Consider the following 24,460-nt stretch of genomic DNA (forward strand, 5'->3'; position numbering starts at 1 on the left):
GAAATAAGCCGCTGTTACCCCCGGGTGTAAGGGGGATTTCAACCAGGGTTCGCAATGTGTAATATCTTGTGAACGCCCACTAGCCGCTGGTTCTTGTCACTGTTACATTTCCGGCCATGAATACGCAAAACACCACCCCCACCCGAAAAATCCTCGTCGTTGACGACGATCCGCGCTTGCGCGATCTGCTGCGCCGGTACTTGTCCGAACAGGGATTCAACGTTTTCGTCGCCGAAGACGCCAAAGAGATGGGCAAACTCTGGCAACGCGAGCATTTCGACCTGCTCGTGCTGGATCTGATGCTACCCGGCGAGGATGGCCTGTCCATCTGCCGCCGGCTGCGCGGTGGTCACGACAACACCCCCATCATCATGCTCACGGCCAAGGCGGAAGAGATCGACCGCATCGTCGGGCTGGAGATGGGCGCGGACGACTACCTGTCCAAACCGTTCAATCCCCGGGAACTGCTGGCGCGCATCAATGCGATTCTGCGCCGCCGCGGCACCGAGGAACACCCCGGCGCCCCCAGCCAGGAGAACGAGTCCATCGCCTTCGGCCCTTACGTGCTGAACCTGTCCACCCGTACGCTCACGCGCAACGGCGAACAGGTGCCCATCACCACGGGTGAATTCTCGGTGCTCAAGGTGTTTGCGCGCCATCCGAAGATTCCCCTGTCGCGCGACAAGCTCATGGAACTGGCCCGCGGCCGCGAATACGAAGCCTTCGATCGCAGCCTCGACGTCCAGATCTCGCGCCTGCGCAAACTGATCGAACCGAACCCGTCCAAGCCGGTATTCATCCAGACGGTCTGGGGTCTGGGATACGTGTTCGTCCCGGACGGTGGTAGCTGATCGACTCGCCCGCCCCGGGCAGGAGCGCAGCTTCGTGCCGCGCCTGCGCAGAACATTCAGGAACCTGACATCACGTTTGCGGCTGGGTTTATTCGGCCGCACGTTCCTTTTGCTCGCCGCACTGATGCTGGTCAGCCTGGGCGCGTGGCTCCAAGTATTTTTCAGCATGGAGCTGGGACCGCGCGCCAATCAGATGGCGCAGCGGGTGATCACGGCCGTCAATATCACGCGCACCGCGCTGATCTATTCGCATAACGGCGAACGCAGCAAACTTCTGCTCGACCTGGCCACCAATGAAGGCATCCAGGTCTATCCGCGCGAAGTCACCGACTTTGCCGAAGCCCTCCCCGACGACGACTACTGGCAGCGCGTGGCCCAGCACATCCGTACGCGCTTCGGTCCGGAAACGCAGATCGCCTGGGGCGTGAACCAGGTGCCGGGGTTCTGGGTCAGCTTCCAGATAGAAAAAGACCTGTACTGGCTGGTGTTCGAACGCGAGCAGATCGGCCTGACCGGCGGCATCGAATGGCTGGGCTGGGGCGCCACCGCGCTGCTGCTGTCCCTTGTCGGGGCCGCGGTCAGCGTCGGGTTCGTCAACCGGCCGCTATCGCGCCTGGCCCGGGCCGCCCAGGTCCTGTCGCGCGGTGAAACGCCCGCCCCCCTGCCCGAACAGGGGCCGCTCGAAATCCGCGACCTGAACGCCTCGTTCAACCGCATGGCCAAAGACCTGCGCCAGGCCGAGGCCGACCGCGAGCTCATGCTGGCCGGCATTTCGCACGACCTGCGCACCCCGCTTGCGCGCATGCGGCTGGAAATCGAGCTGAGCGGCGTGTCCGAAGACGCCCGCCAGGCCATCGACGAAGACCTCGGCCAGATCGACCACAGCATCGGCCAGCTCATGGAATACGCCCGCCCCGCGGGCACGCTGCCGCAACTGGCCACGGACATTTCCGCGGTGCTGGCCGAACTCTACGAACGCGAGCGCAGCCACACCGCGTCGCTGGGCGGCGATCTGGAAGCCGTCCTGGAACCCGGCCTGCGCGCCCGCATCACCGCCCTGGACCTCAAGCGCATCGTCAGCAACCTGATCGAAAACGCGCGCCGCTACGGCCGGTCCGACGACGGCCTGGCGCACCTGAACATGACGCTGCAGGCCGAAGGCAGCATGATCGTCATCGAGGTGTCCGACCGCGGCCCCGGCATCGCCCCCGAGGACGTGGATCGCCTGTTGCGTCCGTTCTCCCGCGGAGAAGCCGCGCGCACCGGGGTCAGCGGCGCGGGCCTGGGCCTGGCCATCGTCGAACGCCTGCTCAAGCACGTCGGCGGCTCGTTGCGCATGCTGCCGCGCGAGGGTGGCGGCCTTACCGCAAGGATAGAGCTGCCCAAAGCCAAGTTTAGGAATTATCAATTAGACAACGATAATCCATAGCGTAGAATTTACGGTTTGAGGCACTGCCTTATCTCCACCCAACAACTACGGGAGTAAACATGAAAACTGTTGGCGACAAACTCGAACCCTTCAAGGTCACCGGCGTCAAGCCCGGCTTCAACCAGCACGAAGAAAACGGCGTGTCGGCGTTCGAAGACATCACCGAAAGCTCCTTCCCCGGCAAGTGGAAGGTGATTTACTTCTACCCGAAAGACTTCACGTTTGTTTGCCCGACCGAAATCGTCGGCTTCAACAAGCTGGCCAAGGACTTCGAAGACCGCGACGCCGTCCTGCTGGGCGGTTCGACTGACAACGAATTCGTCAAGCTGGCCTGGCGCCGTGAGCACCCGGACCTGAACAAGCTGGGTCACTACCAATTCGGCGACACCACCGGCGCGCTGATCGACCAGCTCGGCGTGCGCGAGAAGGGTGCCGGCGTTGCCCTGCGCGCCACCTTCATCGTCGACCCGGACAACACGATCCAGCACGTTTCGGTGAACAACCTGAACGTCGGCCGTAACCCGGAAGAAGTGCTGCGTCTGCTCGACGGTCTGCAAACCGACGAGCTCTGCCCGTGCAACCGTACGGTTGGCGGCGCCACGCTGTAATTTCCAGCCCGGCCCGGGGCCTGTTCGCAGGCCCCGCCCGGGCTTTAACTGCGCTAGATTATAGGTAAAAACTATGGAATTTCTTACGACCATTAAGGAACAGTTGCCGGATTGGGCCAAGGACATCCGCCTGAATCTGGACGCCGTGATCGCCCGCTCGACGCTGGCTCCCGAAGACGCCATCGGCGCTGCCCTGTCCGCCGCCTATGCCGCGCGCAGCCCGGTGCTGGTTGAAGCCTTCAAGAGCGGCCTGTCGGAAGGCGACGCGAACGCCGCGCTGACCGCATCCGCCCTCATGGGCATGAACAACACCTGGTACCCCTACGTCGAGATGACCGGCGACGCCCAGCTCAAGAGCCTGCCGGCCCAGTTGCGCATGAACGCCTACGCCACCCATGGCGGCGTCGAGAAGAAGCGTTTCGAGCTCTTCGCCCTGGTGGCCTCCATCATCGGCAAGTGCCACTTCTGCGTTGCGTCGCACTATGAAAACCTGAAGAACGACGGCCTGTCGACCGAACAGTTGCGCGACGCCGGCCGTATCGCCGCCGTGGTCAACGCCGCTGCCCTGGCGCTGGCCGCCCAAGGCAAGTAAGCGGTTCCGCCGATCGGAAAAAAGCCCACCTGCATGACGCAGGCGGGCTTTTTGCTTGAGGGCGTCATGGACGGCGGCGCGACGGCGCCCCCGTCGCGCCGCTACTTTCCGGCGGCCTGCTTGACCGGCGCGGTGGGCAGGCCATTGGCCACCCAGGCCTCCATGCCGCCGCGATACCAATACGCGCGCCATCCCAGTGTCCCTGCACGCAGCGCCGCGTTATAGGACGAACGGTCATTCATGCCCGCGCCCATGAACACGATGGGTCGGTCGCGCCGGCCGCCCGTGTTCTTCTGGAGCCAGGCGTCGAGCGCGCCCTGCAGGTGATCCGCGACGCTGCCGTCCTGGCCGGCGTCCGCCAGCGGGTAGGCGATGGGCAGCGTGTCCCGCAGGCCGCTGGTGTCGATGATGAGAATGGACTTGTCCTTGTTGATCATCTGCACCAGGTCCGCGGTCGTGATGACCTCGGCGCGGGTGTGCTTGTTGGGCGTCGGGCCCTTGTAGGGGGACGAGAACAGCATGGACGTCGGCGGCACGCCGCTGTCCTTGAGTTCATCGAACGTGCCGCTCGGCTGCGCGGGCATCCCCTGCCCGGCGGCTGACGGCTGCCGGGGAGCCGCGCCATCCTTGGCCACGACTTCTCCGCCCACGGTGCCCGTTTCAATGTCGGAGATCATCACCGCGATGTTCTCGATCAGGTCGTAGCACATCGTGATCGACCCTTCCCGCGGGCTGTACCAGGCGTTCAGTTGGCCGCAGTCCTTGAACACCACGTTGACCGGCCGCGGCAGCACGTAGGTCTGGCCCAGCAGCTTGATATTGTTGGTGATCGCCTCGGACAGGTTGTTCGCAAAGAGATTGCCGATCTTGCGCTTGGACGGCTCGAACACCACATTGACCGGCGCGCCCGGCGCGTCGGCCGGCTGTTGGCCGTCGGGCGTCCATGCGCCGACGCGGGTGTGCGGCGCCAGCAGCCGGCGCCAGGCGCGGTTCTGCTTGTTGAATTCGTCCGTGCAGCGCGCCTTGGTCCGGTCTTCGAAGCCCACGTGCTTGGCCACCGGCTCGAACACCGAGGGGTTGCCGCCGTACATGATGCACAGCATGTTGCGGAAACGCTTGAGATCGCCCGTGTGCTCGTCCTGCCACGCCGAATTTGCCGACGCGCCGCGCTTTTCCGCCAGCATGCCGCTGTAGTACCACTGCAGCGCGGCGTACGTCGCCGCCTCGCGGGCCATGATGTTCACGTCCTTGTCGCTGGACGGGTACATCGTGGGCTCGACGATCTGCAGCGCCGAATACATGTCGACCGCGTCTTCTTCCGCGCCCGTCGCGGGCAGTTCCAGCTCGCCGATCAGCGCGTGGCCGAATTCGTGCAGGAAAATGCTGCGCATGATCCCGACGTAGACGCCGACGATGCGCAGCGTGTCGCCGCCGAACCGGGGATAGGGCCCCGCGCCGGGCAAGGCGGGCGTGTTGTTCGCGGGCGCGGGCGCCGCGGCGGGCGCCCGGGTTGCCCCTGCCCCTGCCCCTGCCCCGCCTTGCGCGCCGCCGCCGGCCGCCGGGGCGGCCAGATTGGAATTAATCGTGAAATCGGCGATGCCGAAGGTGCCTTCGTCGTAGGCCATGATGCCGACTTCGCTGCCCAGCGCGGGCTCGTTCTCGACGTCGGCGATCTTCTGGCCATTGACGATGAAACGCGCCGCGCCCGGCACTTCAACCACCTTGATGCGGTCCGTGCCGTCCAGCTTCGCGACGTTGGGCACCGACGCGATGTCGCGCCGCTTCTGGCCCTCGAGACAGAACAGCAGCGTGTTGCGGTCCGCCCGGATCTCCAGCAGGCACAGGCTCTTGCGCGCATTGTTGTTGAGCGCAACGCCAATGGACGCCTTGGGGCTCTTTGAGTTGACCACCACGTTGACGTCGATGATGCGGCCCGATTCGGGCGGCTGGCCCGCGTTGACATAGAACGTCTGCTCGCCGCCGGGCACGTCGCTGTTGCGCAGGGTGAACCAGCCATCCTGTTCGCCGACGTGCCACCCCTGCAGAAGCTGCTGCCTGACGGTGCCTGCCAGCGGGCCGAGCTGCTGCTCATACTCCGCGTGCGCGGAGGTGGCAAATGCGGCAAGAACGAAAAATAGCCCCGCGCCCCGTAATTGCATCTGAATGTCCCTGATTAGTCAGATTTCAAGTGGCGCAGCGTAAGTCAGATCAAATTCACCCGCTTATTCATTTGTTAAAGATGTATGCCAACGTAAATGCCGCCTGGCGTTGCGACGCAGGCGGCATTGAAAAGGCGTGGGGCGCGTGGCGCGGGCGCCACGGACATGGCGGCGCGCGGGGTCAGCTTTCCACGCGCGCCAGCAACGCGACCACCGTCGCCGCGATGCCTTCCTTGCGGCCCAGGTAGCCCAGCCCCTCGTTGGTCTTGGCCTTGATGTTGACCTCGGCTTCGTCCAACCCGGTATCAGCGGCGATGTGCTTCACCATGGCCGGCGCATGCGGACCAATCTTCGGCGCCTGCGCGTGCAGGGTGGCGTCGATATTGACCGGCGTCCAGCCCGCCCGGCGGACCCTGGCCATCGCCTCGCGCAGCAGCACGCGGCTGTCGGCTCCCTTGAAGGCCGGATCGGTGTCGGGAAAATGCCGGCCGATATCGCCCAGGCCCGCCGCGCCCAGCAGCGCGTCGGTGATCGCGTGCAGCAGCACGTCTGCATCGGAATGCCCCAGCAGGCCGTGGGTATGGGGAATCGTGACCCCGCCGATGATCAGCGGCCGGCCCTCGACCAGCGCATGCACGTCAAAGCCTTGCCCGACGCGGAAAGGAATGCTCATAGCCATTTTTCCATCAGTTCGAAATCGTCCGGCCACGTCACCTTGAAGTTGCGCATCGCGCCCGGCACCAGCAGCGGCGCGTAGCCGGCGGCCTCGATCGCGGAGGCCTCGTCGGTGACGGTCACGCCGTCCACGCAGGCCGCGGTCAGCGCATCGCGCAGCACCCCGGCGCGGAACATCTGCGGCGTTTGCGCCAGCCACAGGCCATTGCGGTCCAGCGTGCGCTCCACGCGCTCGTGCCCGCCCTTGACCGTGTCGGCCACCGGCAGGGCCAGCAGGCCGCCCACCGGATCGGCAAGGCAGGCGTCGATCAGGCGGCTCAGCGCCGAAGCGGGCAAGCCCGGCCGCGCGGCATCGTGCACCAGCACCCAGGCGTCATCGGCGACCTCGCTGTCGGCCAGCGCGCCCGCTACCGTATCGGCGCGCGTCGCGCCGCCGCAGGCGCGCCAGACGGTGCGCGGCAGGCCGGCCAGCGCGGCGTCGACCCAGCCGTCTCCCGGCGTCACCGCCACGCGCACCTGCGACACGCGCGCATCGGCCAGCAGGGCGCAGACCGCGTGGCGCAGCATGGGCTGTCCGGACAGTGGACGATATTGCTTGGGAACGGCCTCGTGCCCGGCGCGGCTGGCGCGGGCGCCGACGCCCGCGGCGGGAACGATCGCGATGATTGAGTCAGACATGGTGCGGAGATTTTATAATCTTCCGCTTGATGTCCGCTTCCAGCCTGATGCCCACCCCTTCTTCCCTCGACACGGCCGCGCCGCCCGTCCCCGCCACGGTCCCCACCCTGTCCGCGCTGAAGCCCGGCGCGCGCTACGCGCAGCCCCGGCCGCCCGGCTCGGGCGACGCCTGGCTGCTGGCGGACCTGGCGCGCCAGGCCGGCGCGCCGCTGGTGATCCTGACGGCCGAGCCCCTGGAGGCCCAGCGCCTGGCCGAGGAGATCCAGCTATTCGCGCCGGGCCTGCGCGTCAGGCAACTGCCGGACTGGGAAACGCTGCCCTACGACGCCTTCTCGCCGCACCAGGACCTGATCTCCGAACGCCTGAACACGCTGCATTCGCTGATGATGAAGACGGTGGATGTGCTGACCGTGCCCATCACCACCGCGTTGTACCGGCTGGCCCCGCCCTCGTTCCTGGCCGCCTACACGTTTTCGTTCAAGCAGAAGGACAAGCTGAACGAATCGGCGCTGCGCGCGCAACTCACCCTGGCCAACTACAACCACGTCACCCAGGTGACCTCGCCCGGCGAATTCTGCCTGCGCGGCGGCCTGATCGACCTGTTCCCGATGGGCTCGGTGGTGCCGTACCGGCTGGATCTGTTCGACGACGAGATCGAGACCATCCGCAGCTTCGACGTCGACACCCAGCGCAGCCTGTACCCCGTGCGCGAGGTGCAGCTCCTGCCCGGCCGCGAGTTCCCCATGGACGAAGACTCGCGCAACCGCTTCCGCGCCCGCTTTCGCGAAGTCTTCGAAGGCGATCCGTCGCGCGCCCTGCCCTACAAGGACATCGGCAACGGCATCCCGTTCGCCGGGGTCGAGTACTACCTGCCGCTCTTCTTCGAGGAAACCGCCACGCTGTTCGACTACGTGTCTGAAGGCACGGTCATGGTCACCGTCGGCGACATCGACGATGCGATGCAGCGCTTCAGCCAGGACACCGCCAGCCGCCATGGCTTCCTGAAAAGCGACCGCGAACGCCCGGTGCTGCCGCCCTCCGCCCTGTTCCTGGACAAAGAAGCGCTGTATGGGCGGCTGAAGGAATTCCGACGCCTGTCGCTGGCCGCGGGCCAGCCGCATCCAGACTTTCGCGCGGCGCCCGACGTCAGCGTGGCGCGCCGCTCCGATGACCCCATCGCCAAGCTGCGCGCGCTGGTGCAGACTCGCCATACCCGCGTGCTGCTGTGCGCGGACTCGGCCGGCCGGCGCGAAACCCTGGTGCAGATGCTGAACGAGTTCGGCGTCACGCCCGACGCCCAGCCGGACACCATCGAGGCCTTCCTGGCGTCGGACGCGCATTTCGGCATCGTCGCCTCGCCGCTGGGCACCGGCTTCGAACTGCCGGACGCCAACCTGGCGTTCCTGACCGAAAACGATCTTTATCCCGGGCTGGCAAGCACCGGACGCCGCGGCAAGCGCGACCAGGAACGCGCGAGCAACGTCGAAGCCATGGTGCGAGACCTGTCCGAACTGCGCGAAGGCGACCCCGTCGTCCATGCGCAGCACGGCATCGGGCGCTACCACGGCCTGGTCAATATGGACATGGGCGAAGGCGAGATGGAGTTCCTCCATCTCGAATATGCCAACGGCAGCACGCTGTACGTGCCGGTGTCGCAACTGCACGTGATCGCCCGCTACAGCGGCGCCGATCCGGAAGCCGCGCCGCTGCACCAGTTGGGCTCCGGCCAATGGGACAAGGCCCGCCGCAAGGCGGCCAAGCAGGTCCGCGACACCGCCGCCGAATTGCTGGCGCTGTATGCGCAGCGCGCGGCGCGCGAAGGCTTTGCCTTCAACCTGCCGCTCAATGACTACGAAGCGTTCGCCGAGGGCTTCGGCTTTGAAGAAACGGCCGATCAGGCCGCCGCCATCCAGGCCGTGATCAGCGACATGACGTCCGGCCGCCCCATGGACCGCCTGGTGTGCGGCGACGTCGGCTTCGGCAAGACCGAAGTCGCGCTGCGCGCCGCCTTCCTGGCCGTGGCCAACGGCAAGCAGGTGGCCCTGCTGTGCCCCACCACCCTGCTTGCCGAACAGCACGCGCAGACCTTCTCCGACCGCTTCGCCGACTGGCCCGTGCGCGTGGTGGAGCTGTCGCGCTTCCGGTCCCCCAAAGAGGTGGCCAGCGCCATCGAGGGCATCAATGACGGCCGGGTCGACATCGTCATCGGCACGCACAAGATCCTGTCCAAGGACGTGAAGTTCAAGCGGCTGGGCCTGGTCATCATCGACGAGGAACATCGCTTCGGCGTGCGCCAGAAAGAGGCCCTGAAGGCGCTGCGCGCCGAAGTCGACGTGCTGACCCTGACCGCCACGCCCATCCCGCGCACGCTGGGCATGTCGCTGGAAGGCATCCGCGACTTCTCCGTGATCGCCACCGCGCCGCAGAAGCGCCTGGCCATCAAGACCTTCGTGCGCCGCGAAGACGGCAGCACCTTGCGCGAGGCCCTCTTGCGCGAGCTCAAGCGCGGCGGCCAGTGCTACTTCCTGCACAACGAGGTCGAGACCATCCACAACCGCCGCGCCCGCCTGGAAGAACTGGTGCCAGAGGCCCGGATCGCCGTGGCGCACGGCCAGATGCCGGAGCGCGAACTCGAACAGGTGATGAAGGGGTTCTACCAGCAGCGCTACAACGTCCTGCTGTGCACCACCATCATCGAAACCGGCATCGACGTACCCAGCGCGAACACCATCGTGATCCACCGCGCCGACCGCTTCGGGCTGGCCCAGCTGCACCAGTTGCGCGGCCGGGTCGGACGTTCCCACCACCAGGCCTATGCCTATCTGCTGACGCCGGGCGAGGACGCCATCACCACCAACGCCAAGAAGCGGCTGGAAGCCATCCAGGCCATGGAAGAACTCGGTTCGGGCTTTTACCTGGCCATGCACGACCTGGAAATCCGCGGCACCGGCGAAGTCCTGGGCGATTCGCAGTCCGGCAACATCCAGGAAGTCGGCTTCTCGATGTACAACGAGATGCTCAACGAAGCCGTGCGCGCCCTGCGGGCCGGCGAAGAACCCGACCTGGACGCGCCCTTCAACCTGGCGTGCGAGGTCAACCTGCATGCGCCGGCGCTGTTGCCGTCCGACTATTGCGCCGACGTGCATGCGCGCCTGGCCATCTACAAGCGGCTGGCGCACGCCGCCGACGAGGACGACCTGATCCACATCCAGGAAGAACTGATCGACCGCTTTGGCAAGCTGCCCGAGGCGGCGCAGACCCTGCTCGCGACGCACCGCCTGCGCCTCGCGGCCCAGCCCCTGGGCATCGTCAAGATCGACGCCAGCGAAAGCCAGGCGCTGCTGCAGTTCGGTCCCAAGACCACGGTCGACCCCGGCCGGATCATCGATCTCGTCCAGCGCCAGCGCCACATCAAGCTCGCCGGGCAGGACAAATTGCGCGTCGAGATCAAGGCGCCCCAGCTTGCGGCCCGCGCCGACGCCGTGCGAGCGGTCCTGCGCGCACTGAAATAATCCCAGACACCCTTCCCCATCCCGCCATGACTACCCACAACCTCGTCGTCCAATCCCCCGGCCTTGCCATCGAACATGCGGAACAGCTCGCAGCCCTGGCCCAGGCCCAGGGCATCGCGCGCATTAGCAATACCGCCGCCCGCCTGCTCGACGTGCAGCACGACGCCGAGACCCGCAGCGTGGTCACCGCCTGGGCCGATGCCCGCGGTGTCGACGCCGCCTTCGTGCCGTCCGGCCTGAAGCTGTCGCACTGCAAGGTCCTGGCCATGGACATGGACTCCACGCTGATCAACATCGAGTGCATCGACGAGATCGCGGGCGTGGTCGGCGTGAAGGACAAGGTGTCCGAGATCACCGAAGCCGCCATGCGCGGCGAAATCAAGGATTTCGCCGAGAGCCTGCGGCGCCGGGTCGCGCTGCTCAAGGGCGCGCCGGCCGGCGCGCTGGACCAGGTCTACGAGGAAAAGCTGCGGCTGAACCCGGGCGCCGAGCGCCTCATCACCACCGCCCAGTCCGCGGGCATCAAGGTACTGCTGGTGTCCGGCGGATTCACGTTCTTCACCGAGCGCCTGCGCGCCCGCCTGAACCTGGACAGCGCCCACGCCAATACCCTCGAAATCGAAAACGGCGTGCTGACCGGCCGCGTGCTGGGCGACATCCTGGATGCCGACGCCAAGGCCGCGCATCTGCGCGAGTTCGCGCGCACGCACGGCGCCGACACGCACCAGATCATCGCGATGGGGGACGGCGCCAACGACCTGAAGATGCTGGCCAACGCGGGCTTCCCGGTGGCCTACCACGCCAAGCCGCTGGTTCGGCAGCAGACGCGCTACGCCCTGAACGTGTCGGGGCTGGACGGCGTGCTGAACTGGTTCGAGACCTGATCCGCAGGTGTCTGACACCCATCCCAAAGCACAAAAGGACAAAAGCACAAAAGGACAAAAGCCACCTCAAGATGAGGTGGCTTTTTCGTAGCGAGTCGGCGCCGGCTGCGCGGCGCCCCATGCTCAATACCGCATGCGCAGGGACAGCAACGCCGCCCGGCCCGTGCCCAGCGCCGCGTAGTGCGCGGCATAGGCCTTGGTGTAGTACGTTTCGTCGAAGATGTTCAGCACGTTCAACTGCGCCGAGATATGCTCGTTGAATTCGTAGGCGGCCATCGCGTCGAAGCGCCAGTACGAAGGCACCCAGCGCGCCTTGGGCGTGCCATCGGCATTCTTCGTGGCGTCCGAGTTGCCGTAGACCTTGTCAACGTAGTACGCGCCGCCGCCGACCGTCAGCTTGGGCAGGACCTTGTAGGTCGTCCACAGGCTGAAGGCATTGCGCGGCGTGTTGGGCAGGTCCTGGCCGACCGCGCCGTTGTTGTACGCGCCCTTGGTCATTTCGCTGTCCATGAACGTGTAGCCCCCGAAGACGTTCCACTTGGGCGTGATGGCGCCCGAGAAGCCGATTTCGATGCCCCGCACCTTGGCCTCGCCTACCTGCGCCACTTCGGTCGCGGACACGGCGACGCTGGTGTTCTTGCGGATGTCGTGGAAGGCCGCCGCCGAGAGCGTCAGCTTGTCATCCAGCACCTGCCACTTCGTGCCCAGCTCGACCGTCCGACTCTTCTCGGGTTCGAGCGACGCGTTCGACAGGGACGTCGCATCGCTGACCGCGCTGCCCGCCACCGAGGACGGCGTGGACGAGGTGCCGTAGGTGGCGTAGATCGTGCCGTTGGGCGCAGGCTTGTACGCCAGGCCGACCTGGTAGTTGAAGAGGTTGTCTTCCCGGCTCGTGCTGTAGAACGCGGGCGTGCCGGCCGGATCGCTGCGGCCGCGCGCGATGTTGCTGCCGCTGGTCCGGTAGTTGTCCCAGCGCGCGCCCAGGCTGGCCTGCCATTGTTCGTTGAACTTGATGGTGTCAAAGCCGTAGAGCGCGATCGTGTCCGTGTTGTAGCGGGCAGGATTGTCGTTGCGGGTCAGCTTGCCCGGGTAGTCGTCGCTGGGATCCGGATCCCACAGCGACGTGCACAGCGCCGGATTCGACAGGTCCGTCGCGCTGACCTTGCAGTCCATCGGGCCACGGGCGATGGTCTGGGTGTAGCCGTCCTTGTCCTGCTTGATGTTGCTGTACTCGAAGCCCAGGTCGAACGAATGCTTCAGGCTGCCGGTCTCGAATTCGCCGGTCAGGTCCGTCTGGTTGGCAAAGGTCTTGGTGACGTAGTAGCCCGACTTGAGCGCGCGATACACCAGCCCGTTGGGAATGTTGCCCTTGCTGTCGTCAGGATTGGTGGCGGCGAAATCGGTCGTGCCGCGGCCGTAGCGCATCACGTTGCGCAGCTGCAGCTTGTCGGAAAAATCATGCTGGAAGTCGACCGTCGCGACGTCGTCGCGCGTCTTCATGAAATCGCGTCCGGTCAGGCCGTAGAACGACTTGCGGCTCACGCCCATGGTCTCCGTCACCGGCTGGCCCGTCTTCGGGTCATACGGGATGGAGTAATCCGGCATGCTGTCGTCTTGGTAGTGGTAATAGCTGAGCGTGATGCGCGTCGGCGTGCCGACGCCCAGCATCAGCGAAGGCGCCACGCCCCAGCGTTCGAAGTCCACCCCGTTGTCGCGGCCGGGCACGTCGCCCTTGTTGCCCATGACGTTCAGACGGAAGGCCGCCTTGTCCGCCAGGCGCCAGTTGCTGTCGATGGTGGCGCGGTAATTGTTGTCCGTGCCGATCTGCGCCGTGGCTTCGGTGAAGTCCGTGGCCTTGGGCGTCTTGCTGACCATGTTGATGCTGCCGCCCGCGCCACCGCGGCCGGAATAGACCGAATCCGGTCCCTTGATGATCTCGACCTGCTCCAGGTTGAACGTGTCGCGGATCTGGGTGCTGGAATCGCGGATGCCGTCCAGGAAGATGCTCCCCGCGGAGTTCTGCCCGCGGATGATGGGCAGGTCGCCGCCCGGCCGGCCGCCTTCGCCGGCGCCGAAGGTGATGCCGGGCGAGTTGCGCAGCACATCCTGCAGCGACGAAGCGGCCTGGTCCTGGATCACCTGCTGGGGCACGACCTGCACCGTGCGCGGCGTATCCAGCAAGGGCGCCGTCAACTTGGGCGACTGAGCCGTGGACGTCTGGTAGGGAGAGCCTTCGCCCTCGACACGGACCGGGGACAACTGGGTCACGCCGGTGTCGGCGGACTGCGCTGCGGCATAGGGGCTGACGAACAACGCAGGCGCCGCGATGGCGGCGGCCAGCGACGTGGCGAGCGTATTCAGCGAATACGAATCTTGGGGCTTCAAACCAACTTCTCCAGAATGTGAATAGCAACGATTCTTGTTTTTTTGTCGTTTGCGATTCTGAACTGGGAGGCTGAATGAAACCTGAATGATTCGATTCCCCTCATCCAAAAGATGAAAAAACAACACTGCTGGGCGAACTTTCGAAGGATTTAGAGTGCCCGATTTTTGGGGGCGGATCGCGGGCCCGCGATCGAACGCGCGCGGGGCGCAGCGCTCGTCTTCGGCCCGCCCCGGCCCGCATGAACGGCCCCGCTCGTAGCAGCCAGGGATAGGCGTCTCAGCCCTTCAGCCAGACTCGCCAAAACGCGCTACAGGCCGCGCCAGGCACGCGCCACAGCTATTCATGCGCAAATGAAAAAACGCCCCTGACGGGGCGTTTAGGGGTCTTGCCGCGCCTTTAAACGCGCAAGCGAGGGTGCCGCTTGAACAGATATCGGTACACGAACCCGGGATAGGCCAGCACCAGGTACAGGCTGAGCGTGATCGCGTAGAACTCCCAGGTCTGGGCAAAGCGGTTGCCCAGCGCGGATTCAAACGCAAATCCCAGCGCGCCGACGATCGCGTAGAAAACCAGGACTTCGATCAGGCGGACCCAGAAGGGCTTGACCGCCGTGGCGCCGCCCTGCTTCCAGGGCAGCACGGCAAACACGCGTTCGGTCAGAAAGGGAAGGTTCGCGCTGACGAGCGCCAGCGCGATCAACAGCCATACCGCCAGCGTCTGGTTCATGGCTGTGATCCGTCCCTTACAGGGTCAGCGACGAGCGGATGGCCTGCACGCACAGCGCCATCAGGCCGCCGGGCAGCAGGCCCAGCACCAGGATCAGGGCGCCGTTGATCGACAGCACGCCGCGCTGGCCAGCGGTGGCCACCATCGGCGCGGCGTCGGCCGCCGGCTCGTCGAAGTACACGACCTTGACCACGCGCAGGTAGTAGAACGCGCCGATCAGGGAGAACAGCACCGCCACCACGGCCAGGGAAATATGACCGGCGCTCACCAGGGCCTGGAGCACGGCCAGCTTGGCGTAGAAGCCCACCAGCGGCGGGATGCCGGCCAGCGAGAACATCAGCAGCAGCACGATGGCGGCATGCCACGGGCTGCGGCGGTTCAGGCCCTTCAGGTCGTCGATGTGCTCGCACTCGAAGCCTTGGCGCGACAGCAGCAGCACGATGCCGAAGCTGGCCAGCGTGGTCAGCACGTAGGTCAGCATGTAGAACAGCGACGCGCCGTAGGCGGCGGACGACAGTTCCGGCTTGCCCGCGACCGAACCCGACATCAGGCCCAGCAGTACGAAGCCCATGTGCGAGATGGTCGAGTACGCCAGCATGCGCTTGAAGTTCGTCTGCGCGATGGCGGTCAGGTTGCCGATGGCCAGCGACAGGACGGCCAGGATCATGAGCATGGGCTGCCAGTCGGCGGCCAGCCCGTGCAGGCCGTCCACCAGCAGGCGCAGCGTGATCGCGAAGGCGGCCAGCTTGGGCGCGCCGCCCAGGATCAGGGTGACGGCGGTCGGCGAACCCTGGTAGACGTCAGGCACCCACATGTGGAAAGGCACGGCGCCCAGCTTGAACGCCAGGCCCGACACCAGGAACACGATGCCGAACACCAGCGCCATCTTCTCGGCCTTGCCGGCGGCGATGACCTTGGAGATCTCGGCCAGGTCCAGGTGACCCGTCGCGCCGTAGATCATCGACATGCCGTACAGCAGGAAGCCCGAGGCCAGCGCGCCCAGGACGAAGTACTTCATGGCGGCTTCGGTGGCCACGACGTTGTCGCGGCGCAGGGCGATCAGCGCGTACAGCGCCAGCGACATCAGTTCCAGCCCGAGGTAGATGGAGATCAGGTTCCCGGAGGAGATCATCACCATCTGGCCCAGCAGCGCGAACAGGGTCAGAACGTACAGTTCACCGCCCTTGACCATGTCGCGCACCTGCGCATAGACCCGGCCGTAGATCAGCGTCACGGCGACCGCGACGTAGGAGGCGATCTTCAGCAGATGCGACAGCTCGTCGGTGACGTACAGCCCGTTGAACGTCGAACCCGCCACGCCGTTCTTCCATTGCACGGCGGACACGACGGTCAGCACGCCCAGGGCAAGCATGGTCAGCAGGAACGTCGGCTTGCGCTCGGGGTGATTGCTGACCGCGTCGATGAGCAGGATAGCCAGGCCGAAAATCAGCAGAAGGATTTCCGGTGTCGCCAGGGCGAAATCGATTTGGGATTGCATCATTGTCTTGTCTTACAGTTTCGAGACGGCAACGTGTTGCAGCAGGGCCTCGACCGACACGTGCATCACGTCGGTAAAGGGCTTGGGATAGATCCCCATGTACAACACGGCGATCGCCATCACGCCAAGAATCACGAATTCGCGGCGATTGATATCGGTCAGCTCGCGCACGTGGTCGTTGGCGACATCGCCCAGGACGACGCGCTTGACCATCCACAGCGAATACGCCGCGCCCAGGATCAGGGCGGTGGCTGCCAGGAGGCCAATCCAGAAATTGTGCTGGACCGCGCCCATGATCACCATGAATTCGCCGACGAAACCGCTGGTGGCCGGCAGGCCGCTGTTGGCCATCGAGAACAGGATGAAGAACGTGGCAAAGCGCGGCATCACGTTGACCACGCCGCCGTAGTCGGCGATGCGGCGCGAGTGCATGCGGTCATAGAGCACGCCGATACACATGAACATGGCGCCCGACACGAAGCCGTGCGAGATCATCTGCACGATGGCGCCTTCGACGCCGGCCGTGTTGAAGATGAAGAAGCCCAGCGTGACGAAGCCCATGTGCGCGACCGACGAATAGGCCACCAGCTTCTTCATGTCGTCCTGCACGATGGCGACCAGGCCAATGTAGATCACGGCGATCAGCGACAGCGTGATCATCAGGCCGGCCAGGCTGTGCGAGGCGTCGGGCGCGATCGGCAGCGAGAAGCGCAGGAAGCCGTAGGCGCCCAGCTTCAGCATGATCGCGGCCAGGACGATGGAGCCGCCCGTGGGCGCTTCGACGTGGGCGTCGGGCAACCACGTGTGGACCGGCCACATCGGCACCTTGACCGCGAAGGCCGCCAGCAGCGCCACGAAGATCAGGATCTGCGGGGTGTAGCCCAGCTTGGTCTGCTGCCAGGTCAGGATGTCGAACGAACCGCCCGAGACGTTCCAGAGGTACACGAACGCCACCAGCGTCAGCAGCGAACCCATCAGGGTGTACAGGAAGAACTTGAACGCCGCATACACGCGGTTCGGTCCGCCCCAGACGCCGATGATGATGTACATCGGGATCAGCGTGGCTTCGAAGAACACGTAGAACAGCATGCCGTCCAGCGCGCAGAACACGCCCACCATCAGACCCGAGAGGATCAGGAAGGCGGCCATGTATTGCGCGACACGGCTGGTGATGACTTCCCAGCCGGCCAGCACCACGATGATGGTGATGAACGCGGTCAGGAGCACGAACCAGAGCGAAATGCCGTCGATGCCCAGGTGGTAGTTGACGTTGAAGGCCTCGATCCAGGAGGTCTTCTCGACGAACTGCATGGCAGCCGTGGAGGAATCAAAACCCGTGTAGAGCGGAATCGTGACCAGGAAGCCGGCGATCGAGCCGACCAGCGACAGGCCGCGGGTCAGGCCGGGACGATCGTCGCGGCCCACCGCCAGCACCAGCAGGCCGAATACGATCGGGACAAAGATCGCAAGCGTGAGCCAGGGAAAAGTGTTGGATGCCATCTCGCTTGCCATCATTGGGGAATCAGCACAAAGAAAGTCACCAGCGCCATGACGCCGATGATCATTGCGAACGCATAGTGATAGATGAAGCCGGACTGCAGGTGGCGGCTGATGGCTGCCACCCAGCCCACCAGGCGGGCGCTACCGTTGATCAGGATGCCGTCGATGATGCCGCGATCGCCGGTCTGCCACAGGCCGCGGCCCAGGCAGCGCAAGCCGCGCGCGATCACCTGCTCATTGAACCAGTCCACGTAGTACTTGTTCTCGAGCACCTTGTTCACGCCCGACAGGCTGGACTTGATGGCGGCCGGAACCTTGGGATTGATCAGGTAGCAGTACCAGGAGATGACGAAGCCAGCCACGACCAGCCAGAACGGCAGGGTCTGGAAGGCATGCAGGCCGTAGGCGACCCAGCCGTGCCATTCCTCGCTCAGCACGTGCATGGCCGGATGCTGCAGCGGCAGCACCTTGATGGTGCCTTCGAAGAACTTGCCGAAGACCATCGGGTCGACCGCCCAGGCGCCGATCAGCACGGACGGGATCGCCAGCAGCACCAGCGGCAGCGTGACCACCCAGGGCGACTCGTGCGGCTTGCCGCCGTGGTGGCCATGGCCGTGGTCGTCGTGGCCGTGGTCGTCATGACCGTGGCCGTGCGCGTCATGGCCGTGGCCATGGTCGGACGTATCGAAGCGTTCCTTGCCGTGGAAGACCAGGAAGTACACGCGGAACGAGTACAGCGAGGTGACGAACACGCCGATCAGCACCGCGTAGTAGGCAAAGCTCGCGCCCCACACGTTGGCGTGGCCGGCGGCTTCGATGATGTTTTCCTTCGAGTAGAAACCCGAGAAGAACGGCGTGCCGACCAGGGCCAGCGTGCCCAGCAGGAAGGTGATCCAGGTGATGGGCATGTACTTGCGCAGGCCGCCCATGTTGCGGATGTCCTGGTCGTGGTGCATGCCGATGATGACCGAACCCGCGCCCAGGAACAGCAGCGCCTTGAAGAACGCGTGCGTCATCAGGTGGAAGATCGCGACCGAGTAGGCCGACGCGCCCAGCGCCACGGTCATGTAGCCCAGCTGCGACAACGTGGAGTACGCGACGACGCGCTTGATGTCGTTCTGGATGATGCCCAGGATGCCCAGGAACAGCGCGCCGATGGCGCCGATCACGATGATGAACGACAGCGCCGTGTCCGACAGCTCGAACAGGGGCGAGAAACGCGCCACCATGAAGATGCCGGCCGTCACCATGGTGGCGGCGTGGATCAGCGCGGAGATCGGGGTCGGGCCTTCCATCGAGTCGGGCAGCCAGGCGTGCAGCGGAACCTGGGCCGATTTACCCATGGCGCCGATGAACAGGCAAATACATGCGACGGTCAGCAGCATCCAGTCGGAACCGGGCAGCGTCATGCCGGCCAGCTTGTCGGCCTGGGCGAAGACTTCGCCGTAGTTCATGGTGCCGGCGTAGGCGAACAACAGGCCGATGCCCAGCACGAAGCCGAAGTCGCCGACGCGGTTGATCAGGAACGCCTTCATGTTGGCGAAGATAGCCGTGGGACGGGTGTACCAGAAGCCGATCAGCAGGTACGACACCAGGCCCACCGCTTCCCAGCCGAAGAACAGCTGCACCATGTTGTTCGACATCACCAGCATCAGCATGGAGAACGTGAACAGCGAGATGTACGAGAAGAAGCGCTGGTAGCCGGGATCGTCGGCCATGTAGCCGATGGTGTAGATGTGCACCATCAGCGACACGGAGGTCACCACGACCATCATCATGGCCGAGAGCGGATCGATCAGGAAGCCGATTTCCAGCTTGGTCTGGCCGATGAGGCTCCAGGTGTAGACCGCGCCGTCGAAGCGCAGGCCGTTCAGCACGTCGCCCAGCACCACCACCGAACCGATGGCGGAGATGAGCACGCCCAGGATGGTGATGACGTGCGAGGCGCGGCGACCGATGGGACGGCCAAGGAACCCGGTGCCGAAGAGGCCCGCGAGAATTGCTCCGGCCAGCGGCGCCAGCGCGATGAGCAGGTAGAGATTGGGTGAGCTAGACATTTTCTTCCAATACCCCGTCAGCCCTTCAGGCGATCGAGTTCGTCAACGTTGATCGTGTTCAGGTTGCGGAACAGCAGCACCAGGATGGCCAGGCCGATCGCCGCTTCAGCGGCGGCCACGGTCAGGATGAAGAACACGAACACCTGGCCGGCGGTGTCGCCGAACCAGCTGGAGAACGCCACGAAGTTCATGTTGACGGCCAGGAGCACCAGCTCGATGGACATCAGGAGAATGATCAGGTTGCGGCGGTTCAGGAAGATGCCGAAGATCCCGATGGCGAACAGGATCGCGCCAAGGATCAGATAGTGGGCCAGCGTCAACGTCATTCTTTTTCTCCTTGGGGCGCGGCAACGCCGTTCGAAGCGTCACGCTTGGCCTGGGCGCGCTCGCTCTGGGCGGGCATGCTCACCATGCGGAAGCGGTCCTTCGAACGCACGCGGACAGCGGCGACCGGGTCGTTGTACTTCACGTCGCGGCGGCGGCGCAGGGTCAGCGCAATCGCGGCGACCATGCCGACCAGCAGCAGCGCGGCGCCGACTTCAACGGCATAGACGTACTGCGTGTACATCGCCTCGCCCAGGGCGCGGGCGTTGTTGTAGTCGCTGGCGAGCTGCGCCTGGGGGCCGGAGCCGTACCAGATGGAGCCCAGCACGAAGGACACTTCCAGCACCAGCACCAGGCCGATCACCAGGCCGAGCGGCAGGTAGGTCTTCATGCCCTGGCGCAGGGTGTCCATGCGGATGTCCAGCATCATCACGACGAAGAGGAAGAGCACCATCACGGCGCCCACGTACACCAGCACCAGCAGCAGCGCCAGGAATTCCGCGCCCAGCAGCATCCACAGCATGGCGGCGTTGGCGAACGCCAGGATCAGGTGCAGAACGGCGGTGACCGCGCTGCGTGCGGTGATCACGCGGAACGCCGCGATCACCAGCACGGCGGCCAGTATGTAGAAAAGGACAGTGGTAAAAGTCATGGATCGGACCCTGGGCTTCAGCGGTAAGGCGCGTCTTCGGCCCGGCGGCGGGCGATGTCGGCTTCGTAGCGGTCGCCCACGGCGAGCAGCATGTCTTTGGTGAAATACAGGTCGCCGCGCTTTTCGCCGTGGTATTCGTGGATATGGGTTTCCACGATGGAGTCCACGGGGCAGCTTTCCTCACAGAAGCCGCAGAAAATGCACTTGGTCAGGTCGATGTCGTAGCGCGTCGTGCGGCGGGTGCCGTCCTCGCGCTGGTCCGACTCGATCGTGATCGCCAGCGCCGGACACACGGCTTCGCACAGCTTGCACGCGATGCAGCGCTCTTCCCCGTTGGGGTAGCGGCGCAGCGCGTGCAGGCCGCGGAAACGCGGCGACGCAGGGGTCTTTTCCTGGGGGTAGCGCAAGGTGACCTTGCGCTTGAAGAAATACTTGCCCGTCAGGCGCATGCCCTTGAGCAACTCGGTCAGCATCAGGCTGCCGAAGAAATCCTTGATCGCTTCCATATCGTGCCTCTGCTTGGCGGCTTAGCGCCAAATGTTCCAGGGCGTCTGCATCCAGATCGCCACCACGACCAGCCAGACGCCGGTCAGCGGGATGAAGATTTTCCAACCCAAACGCATGATCTGGTCGTAGCGGTAGCGCGGGAACGAGGCCCGGAACCACACGAACAACGAGACCACGACGAACGTCTTGAGACCCAGCCAGATCCAACCCGGAATCCAGGTCAGCGGCGCGATATCGATCGGGGAAGCCCAACCGCCCAGGAACATGATCGATGCCATGCACGACAGCAGGATCATGTTGGCGTATTCGCCCAGGAAGAACAGCGCGAACGCCATGCCCGAGTATTCGACCATGTGGCCGGCCACGATTTCGGATTCGCCTTCCACCACGTCGAACGGGTGGCGGTTGGTTTCCGCGACGGCCGAGATCACGTAGATCACGAACAGCGGCAACAGCGGCAGCCAGTTCCAGGACATGAACGTCAGGCCCTTCTCGGCAAACCAGCCGCGGTTCTGGACGTTCACGATCTCGGACATGTTCAGGCTGCCCGACACCAGCAGCACCGTCACCAGCACGAAGCCGATGGCCAGTTCATACGACAGCATCTGGGCCGAGGCGCGCAGCGCGCCCAGGAACGCGTACTTGGAGTTCGAGGCCCAGCCGGCGACGATCACGCCGTACACGCCGATGGACGTGATGGCCATGATGTACAGCAGGCCGGCGTTGACGTTGGCCAGCACGACGTCCGGACCGAATGGCACGACCGCCCAGGCGGCCAGCGCGGGCATCAGCGTGACCACCGGGGCCACGATGAACAGCACCTTGTTGGCCTGGCTGGGAACGACGACTTCCTTGGTCAGCAGCTTGAACACGTCGGCGAAAGGCTGCAGCAGCCCCTTGAAACCGACGCGGTTCGGACCCATGCGCACGTGCATGGCGCCGATCATCTTGCGTTCCCAGTACGTCAGGTAGGCGACGCACAGGATGATGGGCACGGCAATGACCACGATCTTGATGAGGGTCCAGAGGACCATCCAGACCGTCGGGCCCAGCAATGCCTGACCGTGGCTTTCAAGAACATTGAGCCATTCCATCAGGCACGCTCCACGCTGATTTGACCAAATGCGCCACCCAGGGCAGCGGTAGTTTCGAAGGCTGCGGAAATGCGCACGGCGCGATCGGCCACGGCATCATCCTGCACGGTTTCCAGTTCGACGGTGCCCTGCCCGCCCGACACGCGCACCTTGACGCCGGCCGTCAGGCCCAGGCTGGTGAGCGTGCGGCCGTTCATGGCGGCGGCGGGCTTCTTGGAAGCCGGCGAGGCCTGCAGCGGTTCCGAACGGCGCACCATGGCGTCGGTGCGGTAGATCGGCACATCGGCGACGCGCTCCAGGCCGGTGAGCGCCTGGCCCAGGCCCAGCGGCGCCTTGATGTCGTTGGAAAGACGGCCTTCGATGCCACCGGCCAGCACGGCGTCGCGCACGGACTCGGAGGTTTCGTCGTCAAAGCCCGCCAGGTGCAGCACGTTGCCCAGCACGCGCAGGACCTTCCAGCCCGGACGGGTCTGGCCAAACGGCGTGACCGTGCCCTTGAAGCTCTGGGCAAGACCTTGCGCGTTGACGAAGGTGCCGGAGGTTTCGGTGAACGGCGACACCGGCAGCATCACGTCGGCCCATTCGGCCGCGGCCGAACGGTAAGGCGTGAGCGCGACGGCGAACTGCGCGCCGCGCAGCGCGGCGATGGCCTGCTGGCCGTTGTCGGCGTCGAGCAGCGGCTCGGCGTGCAGGACCACGTAGGCCTTGAGCGGTTCGGCCAGCATGGCGGCGGCGGTCTTGCCGCCCTTGCCCGGGATGGCGCCGGCGAGGTAACCGCCGACCGTGTTGCCGCCCGAGGTCAGGAAGCCGAACTTGCCGCCTGCCAGGTCAGCCACGGCGCGGCCGTTGGCGGCCAGCGTGGTGGCCTGGGCGCTGGCGACGGCCAGGTTGCCCATCAGCACGGCGGTGTTGGCGCCCGACGCGAGGCTGGCGGCGATGAGCTTGGCGTTTTCGCCCGGCGTGACCGAGGCGAATTCGGCCGGCACGGCCTGTTCCTTGGCCTGGGCCAGCGCGACGGCCACTTCAGCCAGCGCGCGCGCCAGTTCGGACGGCGCGACGGTGATGCGCGCGGTCACGGGCAGCAGGGGATCGTCGGCGGCGCTGTCGACCATCAGGACCTGCGTGCCGCGCTTGGCGGCCTGGCGCAGGCGCTGGGCCATCAGCGGGTGATCCTTGCGCAGGAACGAGCCGACGACCAGGACGCGGTCCAGGTTGTCGAGTTCGGCGATGGGCATGCCCAGCCACGGCGCGCCAGTCAGCGCGGCGTCGAAGGCCGGATCGGTCTGGCGCAGGCGGAAGTCGATGTTCTCGGAACCCAGCGCGCGGACCAGGCGGCCCAGCAGCGCGTATTCCTCGGTGGTGGCGTACTCGGAGGCCAGCGCGCCGATCTGGCCGGCGCCGAAGCTGTCACGCACGCGCGACAGGCCCTGGGCCACGGCCTGCAGGGCATCGGCCCAGGAGGCTTCCTGCCACTTGCCATCGGCGCCCTTGATCATCGGGGCGGACAGGCGGTCTTCGCTGTTCAGGCCTTCATACGAGAAGCGGTCGCGGTCGCTGATCCAGCATTCGTTGACGGCTTCGTCTTCGAACGGCACCACGCGCATCACGCGGTCGCCCTTGACCTGGACCACCAGGTTGGCGCCCAGGCTGTCGTGCGGGCTGACCGAACGGCGGCGAGCCAGTTCCCAGGTGCGCGCGCTGTAGCGGAAGGGCTTGGAGGTCAGCGCGCCCACCGGACAGATGTCGATCATGTTGCCCGACAGTTCGGACTCGATCGAGCGGCCCACGAAGGTGGTGATCTCGGAGTGTTCGCCACGGCCCAGCATGCCCAGTTCCATGACGCCGGCGATTTCCTGGCCGAAACGCACGCAGCGGGTGCAGTGGATGCAGCGGGACATTTCCTCGGCGGAAACGAGCGGGCCGAGGTCCTTGTGGAACACGACGCGCTTTTCTTCCTGGTAGCGCGACGAGGATCCGCCGTAGCCCACGGCCAGATCCTGCAGCTGGCATTCGCCGCCCTGATCGCAGATCGGGCAGTCGAGGGGGTGATTGATGAGCAAGAATTCCATCACCGACTTCTGAGCGGCGCGAGCCTTCTCCGAGCAGGTGTGGACGACCATGCCGTTGGTCACGGGCGTGGCGCAGGCGGGCAGCGCCTTGGGCGCCTTTTCCACTTCAACCAGGCACATCCGGCAGTTGGCCGCGATGGACAGTTTCTTGTGGTAGCAGAAATGCGGCACGTAAAGCCCGACTTTCTGGGCGGCATGCATGACCATGCTGCCTTCGGGCACTTCGACCTTGTTGCCGTCGACGGTTAGTTCAACCATT

The 24,460-nt window shown here is 65.3% G+C and carries 19 protein-coding genes; 6 read left to right on the forward strand and 13 right to left on the reverse strand.

Annotation, left to right across the window (positions count from 1 at the left end):
- Positions 1-116 precede the first annotated feature (116 nt).
- From risA to ACZ50Q_RS22355, 4 genes are all read left to right on the forward strand, one after another.
- Positions 117-851, forward strand: coding sequence for a response regulator transcription factor RisA (gene risA, locus ACZ50Q_RS22340; protein WP_003813882.1), 735 nt, complete (start codon positions 117-119; stop codon positions 849-851).
- Positions 852-885: 34 nt separating this feature from the next.
- Positions 886-2,280: a sensor histidine kinase RisS gene (risS, locus tag ACZ50Q_RS22345; protein WP_076519307.1), complete on the forward strand. Its 1,395-nt coding sequence runs from the start codon at positions 886-888 to the stop codon at positions 2,278-2,280.
- 59 nt (positions 2,281-2,339) lie between these two features.
- The gene (locus ACZ50Q_RS22350; RefSeq protein WP_006217982.1) at positions 2,340-2,888 is read left to right on the forward strand and encodes a peroxiredoxin; all 549 of its coding nucleotides are present in this window, start codon (positions 2,340-2,342) and stop codon (positions 2,886-2,888) included.
- A gap of 73 nt (positions 2,889-2,961) precedes the next feature.
- Positions 2,962-3,480, forward strand: a complete 519-nt coding sequence (locus ACZ50Q_RS22355; RefSeq protein ID WP_076519306.1) for a carboxymuconolactone decarboxylase family protein — start codon at positions 2,962-2,964, stop codon at positions 3,478-3,480.
- 101 nt (positions 3,481-3,581) lie between these two features.
- Here ACZ50Q_RS22355 and ACZ50Q_RS22360 read toward each other — a convergent pair whose 3' ends face one another.
- From ACZ50Q_RS22360 to ispD, 3 genes are all read right to left on the reverse strand, one after another.
- Entirely contained in the window at positions 3,582-5,639 is a 2,058-nt protein-coding gene (locus ACZ50Q_RS22360) for a DUF4344 domain-containing metallopeptidase (protein WP_464079579.1), read from the reverse strand.
- A 181-nt stretch (positions 5,640-5,820) separates the two neighbouring features.
- Entirely contained in the window at positions 5,821-6,312 is a 492-nt protein-coding gene (ispF, locus tag ACZ50Q_RS22365) for a 2-C-methyl-D-erythritol 2,4-cyclodiphosphate synthase (protein WP_464079580.1), read from the reverse strand.
- On the reverse strand, positions 6,309-6,992 hold the full coding sequence (gene ispD, locus ACZ50Q_RS22370; RefSeq protein ID WP_092577679.1) for a 2-C-methyl-D-erythritol 4-phosphate cytidylyltransferase: 684 nt from the start codon (positions 6,990-6,992) through the stop codon (positions 6,309-6,311). The genes ispF and ispD overlap by 4 nt, the downstream gene beginning before the upstream one ends.
- A gap of 29 nt (positions 6,993-7,021) precedes the next feature.
- Between ispD and mfd the strand changes: the two genes are divergently transcribed.
- A complete protein-coding gene (mfd, locus tag ACZ50Q_RS22375; protein ID WP_464079581.1) occupies positions 7,022-10,504 on the forward strand; it encodes a transcription-repair coupling factor in 3,483 nt (1,160 codons plus the stop codon).
- A 26-nt stretch (positions 10,505-10,530) separates the two neighbouring features.
- Positions 10,531-11,388 (forward strand): phosphoserine phosphatase SerB, encoded by an 858-nt coding sequence (serB, locus tag ACZ50Q_RS22380; protein WP_076519301.1) that lies wholly within the window; start codon positions 10,531-10,533, stop codon positions 11,386-11,388.
- A gap of 123 nt (positions 11,389-11,511) precedes the next feature.
- On the opposite strand, the gene ACZ50Q_RS22385 is transcribed toward serB, so the two are convergent.
- The 10 genes from ACZ50Q_RS22385 to nuoG form a co-directional block, all read right to left on the reverse strand.
- Entirely contained in the window at positions 11,512-13,773 is a 2,262-nt protein-coding gene (locus ACZ50Q_RS22385) for a TonB-dependent receptor (RefSeq protein ID WP_464079582.1), read from the reverse strand.
- A 397-nt stretch (positions 13,774-14,170) separates the two neighbouring features.
- Positions 14,171-14,500: a DUF2818 family protein gene (locus ACZ50Q_RS22390; RefSeq protein WP_464079583.1), complete on the reverse strand. Its 330-nt coding sequence runs from the start codon at positions 14,498-14,500 to the stop codon at positions 14,171-14,173.
- 16 nt (positions 14,501-14,516) lie between these two features.
- Positions 14,517-16,001, reverse strand: a complete 1,485-nt coding sequence (gene nuoN, locus ACZ50Q_RS22395; protein WP_076519298.1) for an NADH-quinone oxidoreductase subunit NuoN — start codon at positions 15,999-16,001, stop codon at positions 14,517-14,519.
- A gap of 9 nt (positions 16,002-16,010) precedes the next feature.
- On the reverse strand, positions 16,011-17,513 hold the full coding sequence (locus tag ACZ50Q_RS22400) for an NADH-quinone oxidoreductase subunit M (RefSeq protein ID WP_076519297.1): 1,503 nt from the start codon (positions 17,511-17,513) through the stop codon (positions 16,011-16,013).
- Positions 17,510-19,555 (reverse strand): NADH-quinone oxidoreductase subunit L, encoded by a 2,046-nt coding sequence (nuoL, locus tag ACZ50Q_RS22405; RefSeq protein ID WP_092577667.1) that lies wholly within the window; start codon positions 19,553-19,555, stop codon positions 17,510-17,512. The genes ACZ50Q_RS22400 and nuoL overlap by 4 nt, the downstream gene beginning before the upstream one ends.
- Before the next feature lie 17 nt (positions 19,556-19,572).
- On the reverse strand, positions 19,573-19,881 hold the full coding sequence (gene nuoK, locus ACZ50Q_RS22410; RefSeq protein ID WP_006217969.1) for an NADH-quinone oxidoreductase subunit NuoK: 309 nt from the start codon (positions 19,879-19,881) through the stop codon (positions 19,573-19,575).
- Complete coding sequence (locus tag ACZ50Q_RS22415; RefSeq protein WP_076519295.1) at positions 19,878-20,531, reverse strand: NADH-quinone oxidoreductase subunit J; 654 nt, start codon at positions 20,529-20,531, stop codon at positions 19,878-19,880. The genes nuoK and ACZ50Q_RS22415 overlap by 4 nt, the downstream gene beginning before the upstream one ends.
- A 17-nt stretch (positions 20,532-20,548) precedes the next feature.
- On the reverse strand, positions 20,549-21,037 hold the full coding sequence (nuoI, locus tag ACZ50Q_RS22420) for an NADH-quinone oxidoreductase subunit NuoI (protein ID WP_092577664.1): 489 nt from the start codon (positions 21,035-21,037) through the stop codon (positions 20,549-20,551).
- Positions 21,038-21,058: 21 nt separating this feature from the next.
- Positions 21,059-22,132 (reverse strand): NADH-quinone oxidoreductase subunit NuoH, encoded by a 1,074-nt coding sequence (gene nuoH / locus ACZ50Q_RS22425; protein ID WP_076519294.1) that lies wholly within the window; start codon positions 22,130-22,132, stop codon positions 21,059-21,061.
- Positions 22,132-24,459: an NADH-quinone oxidoreductase subunit NuoG gene (gene nuoG / locus ACZ50Q_RS22430; RefSeq protein WP_464079584.1), complete on the reverse strand. Its 2,328-nt coding sequence runs from the start codon at positions 24,457-24,459 to the stop codon at positions 22,132-22,134. Before nuoG ends, nuoH begins: the two co-directional genes overlap by 1 nt.
- Position 24,460 lies beyond the last annotated feature (1 nt).

The sequence above is a fragment of the Achromobacter sp. T5-5 genome (assembly GCF_055397965.1).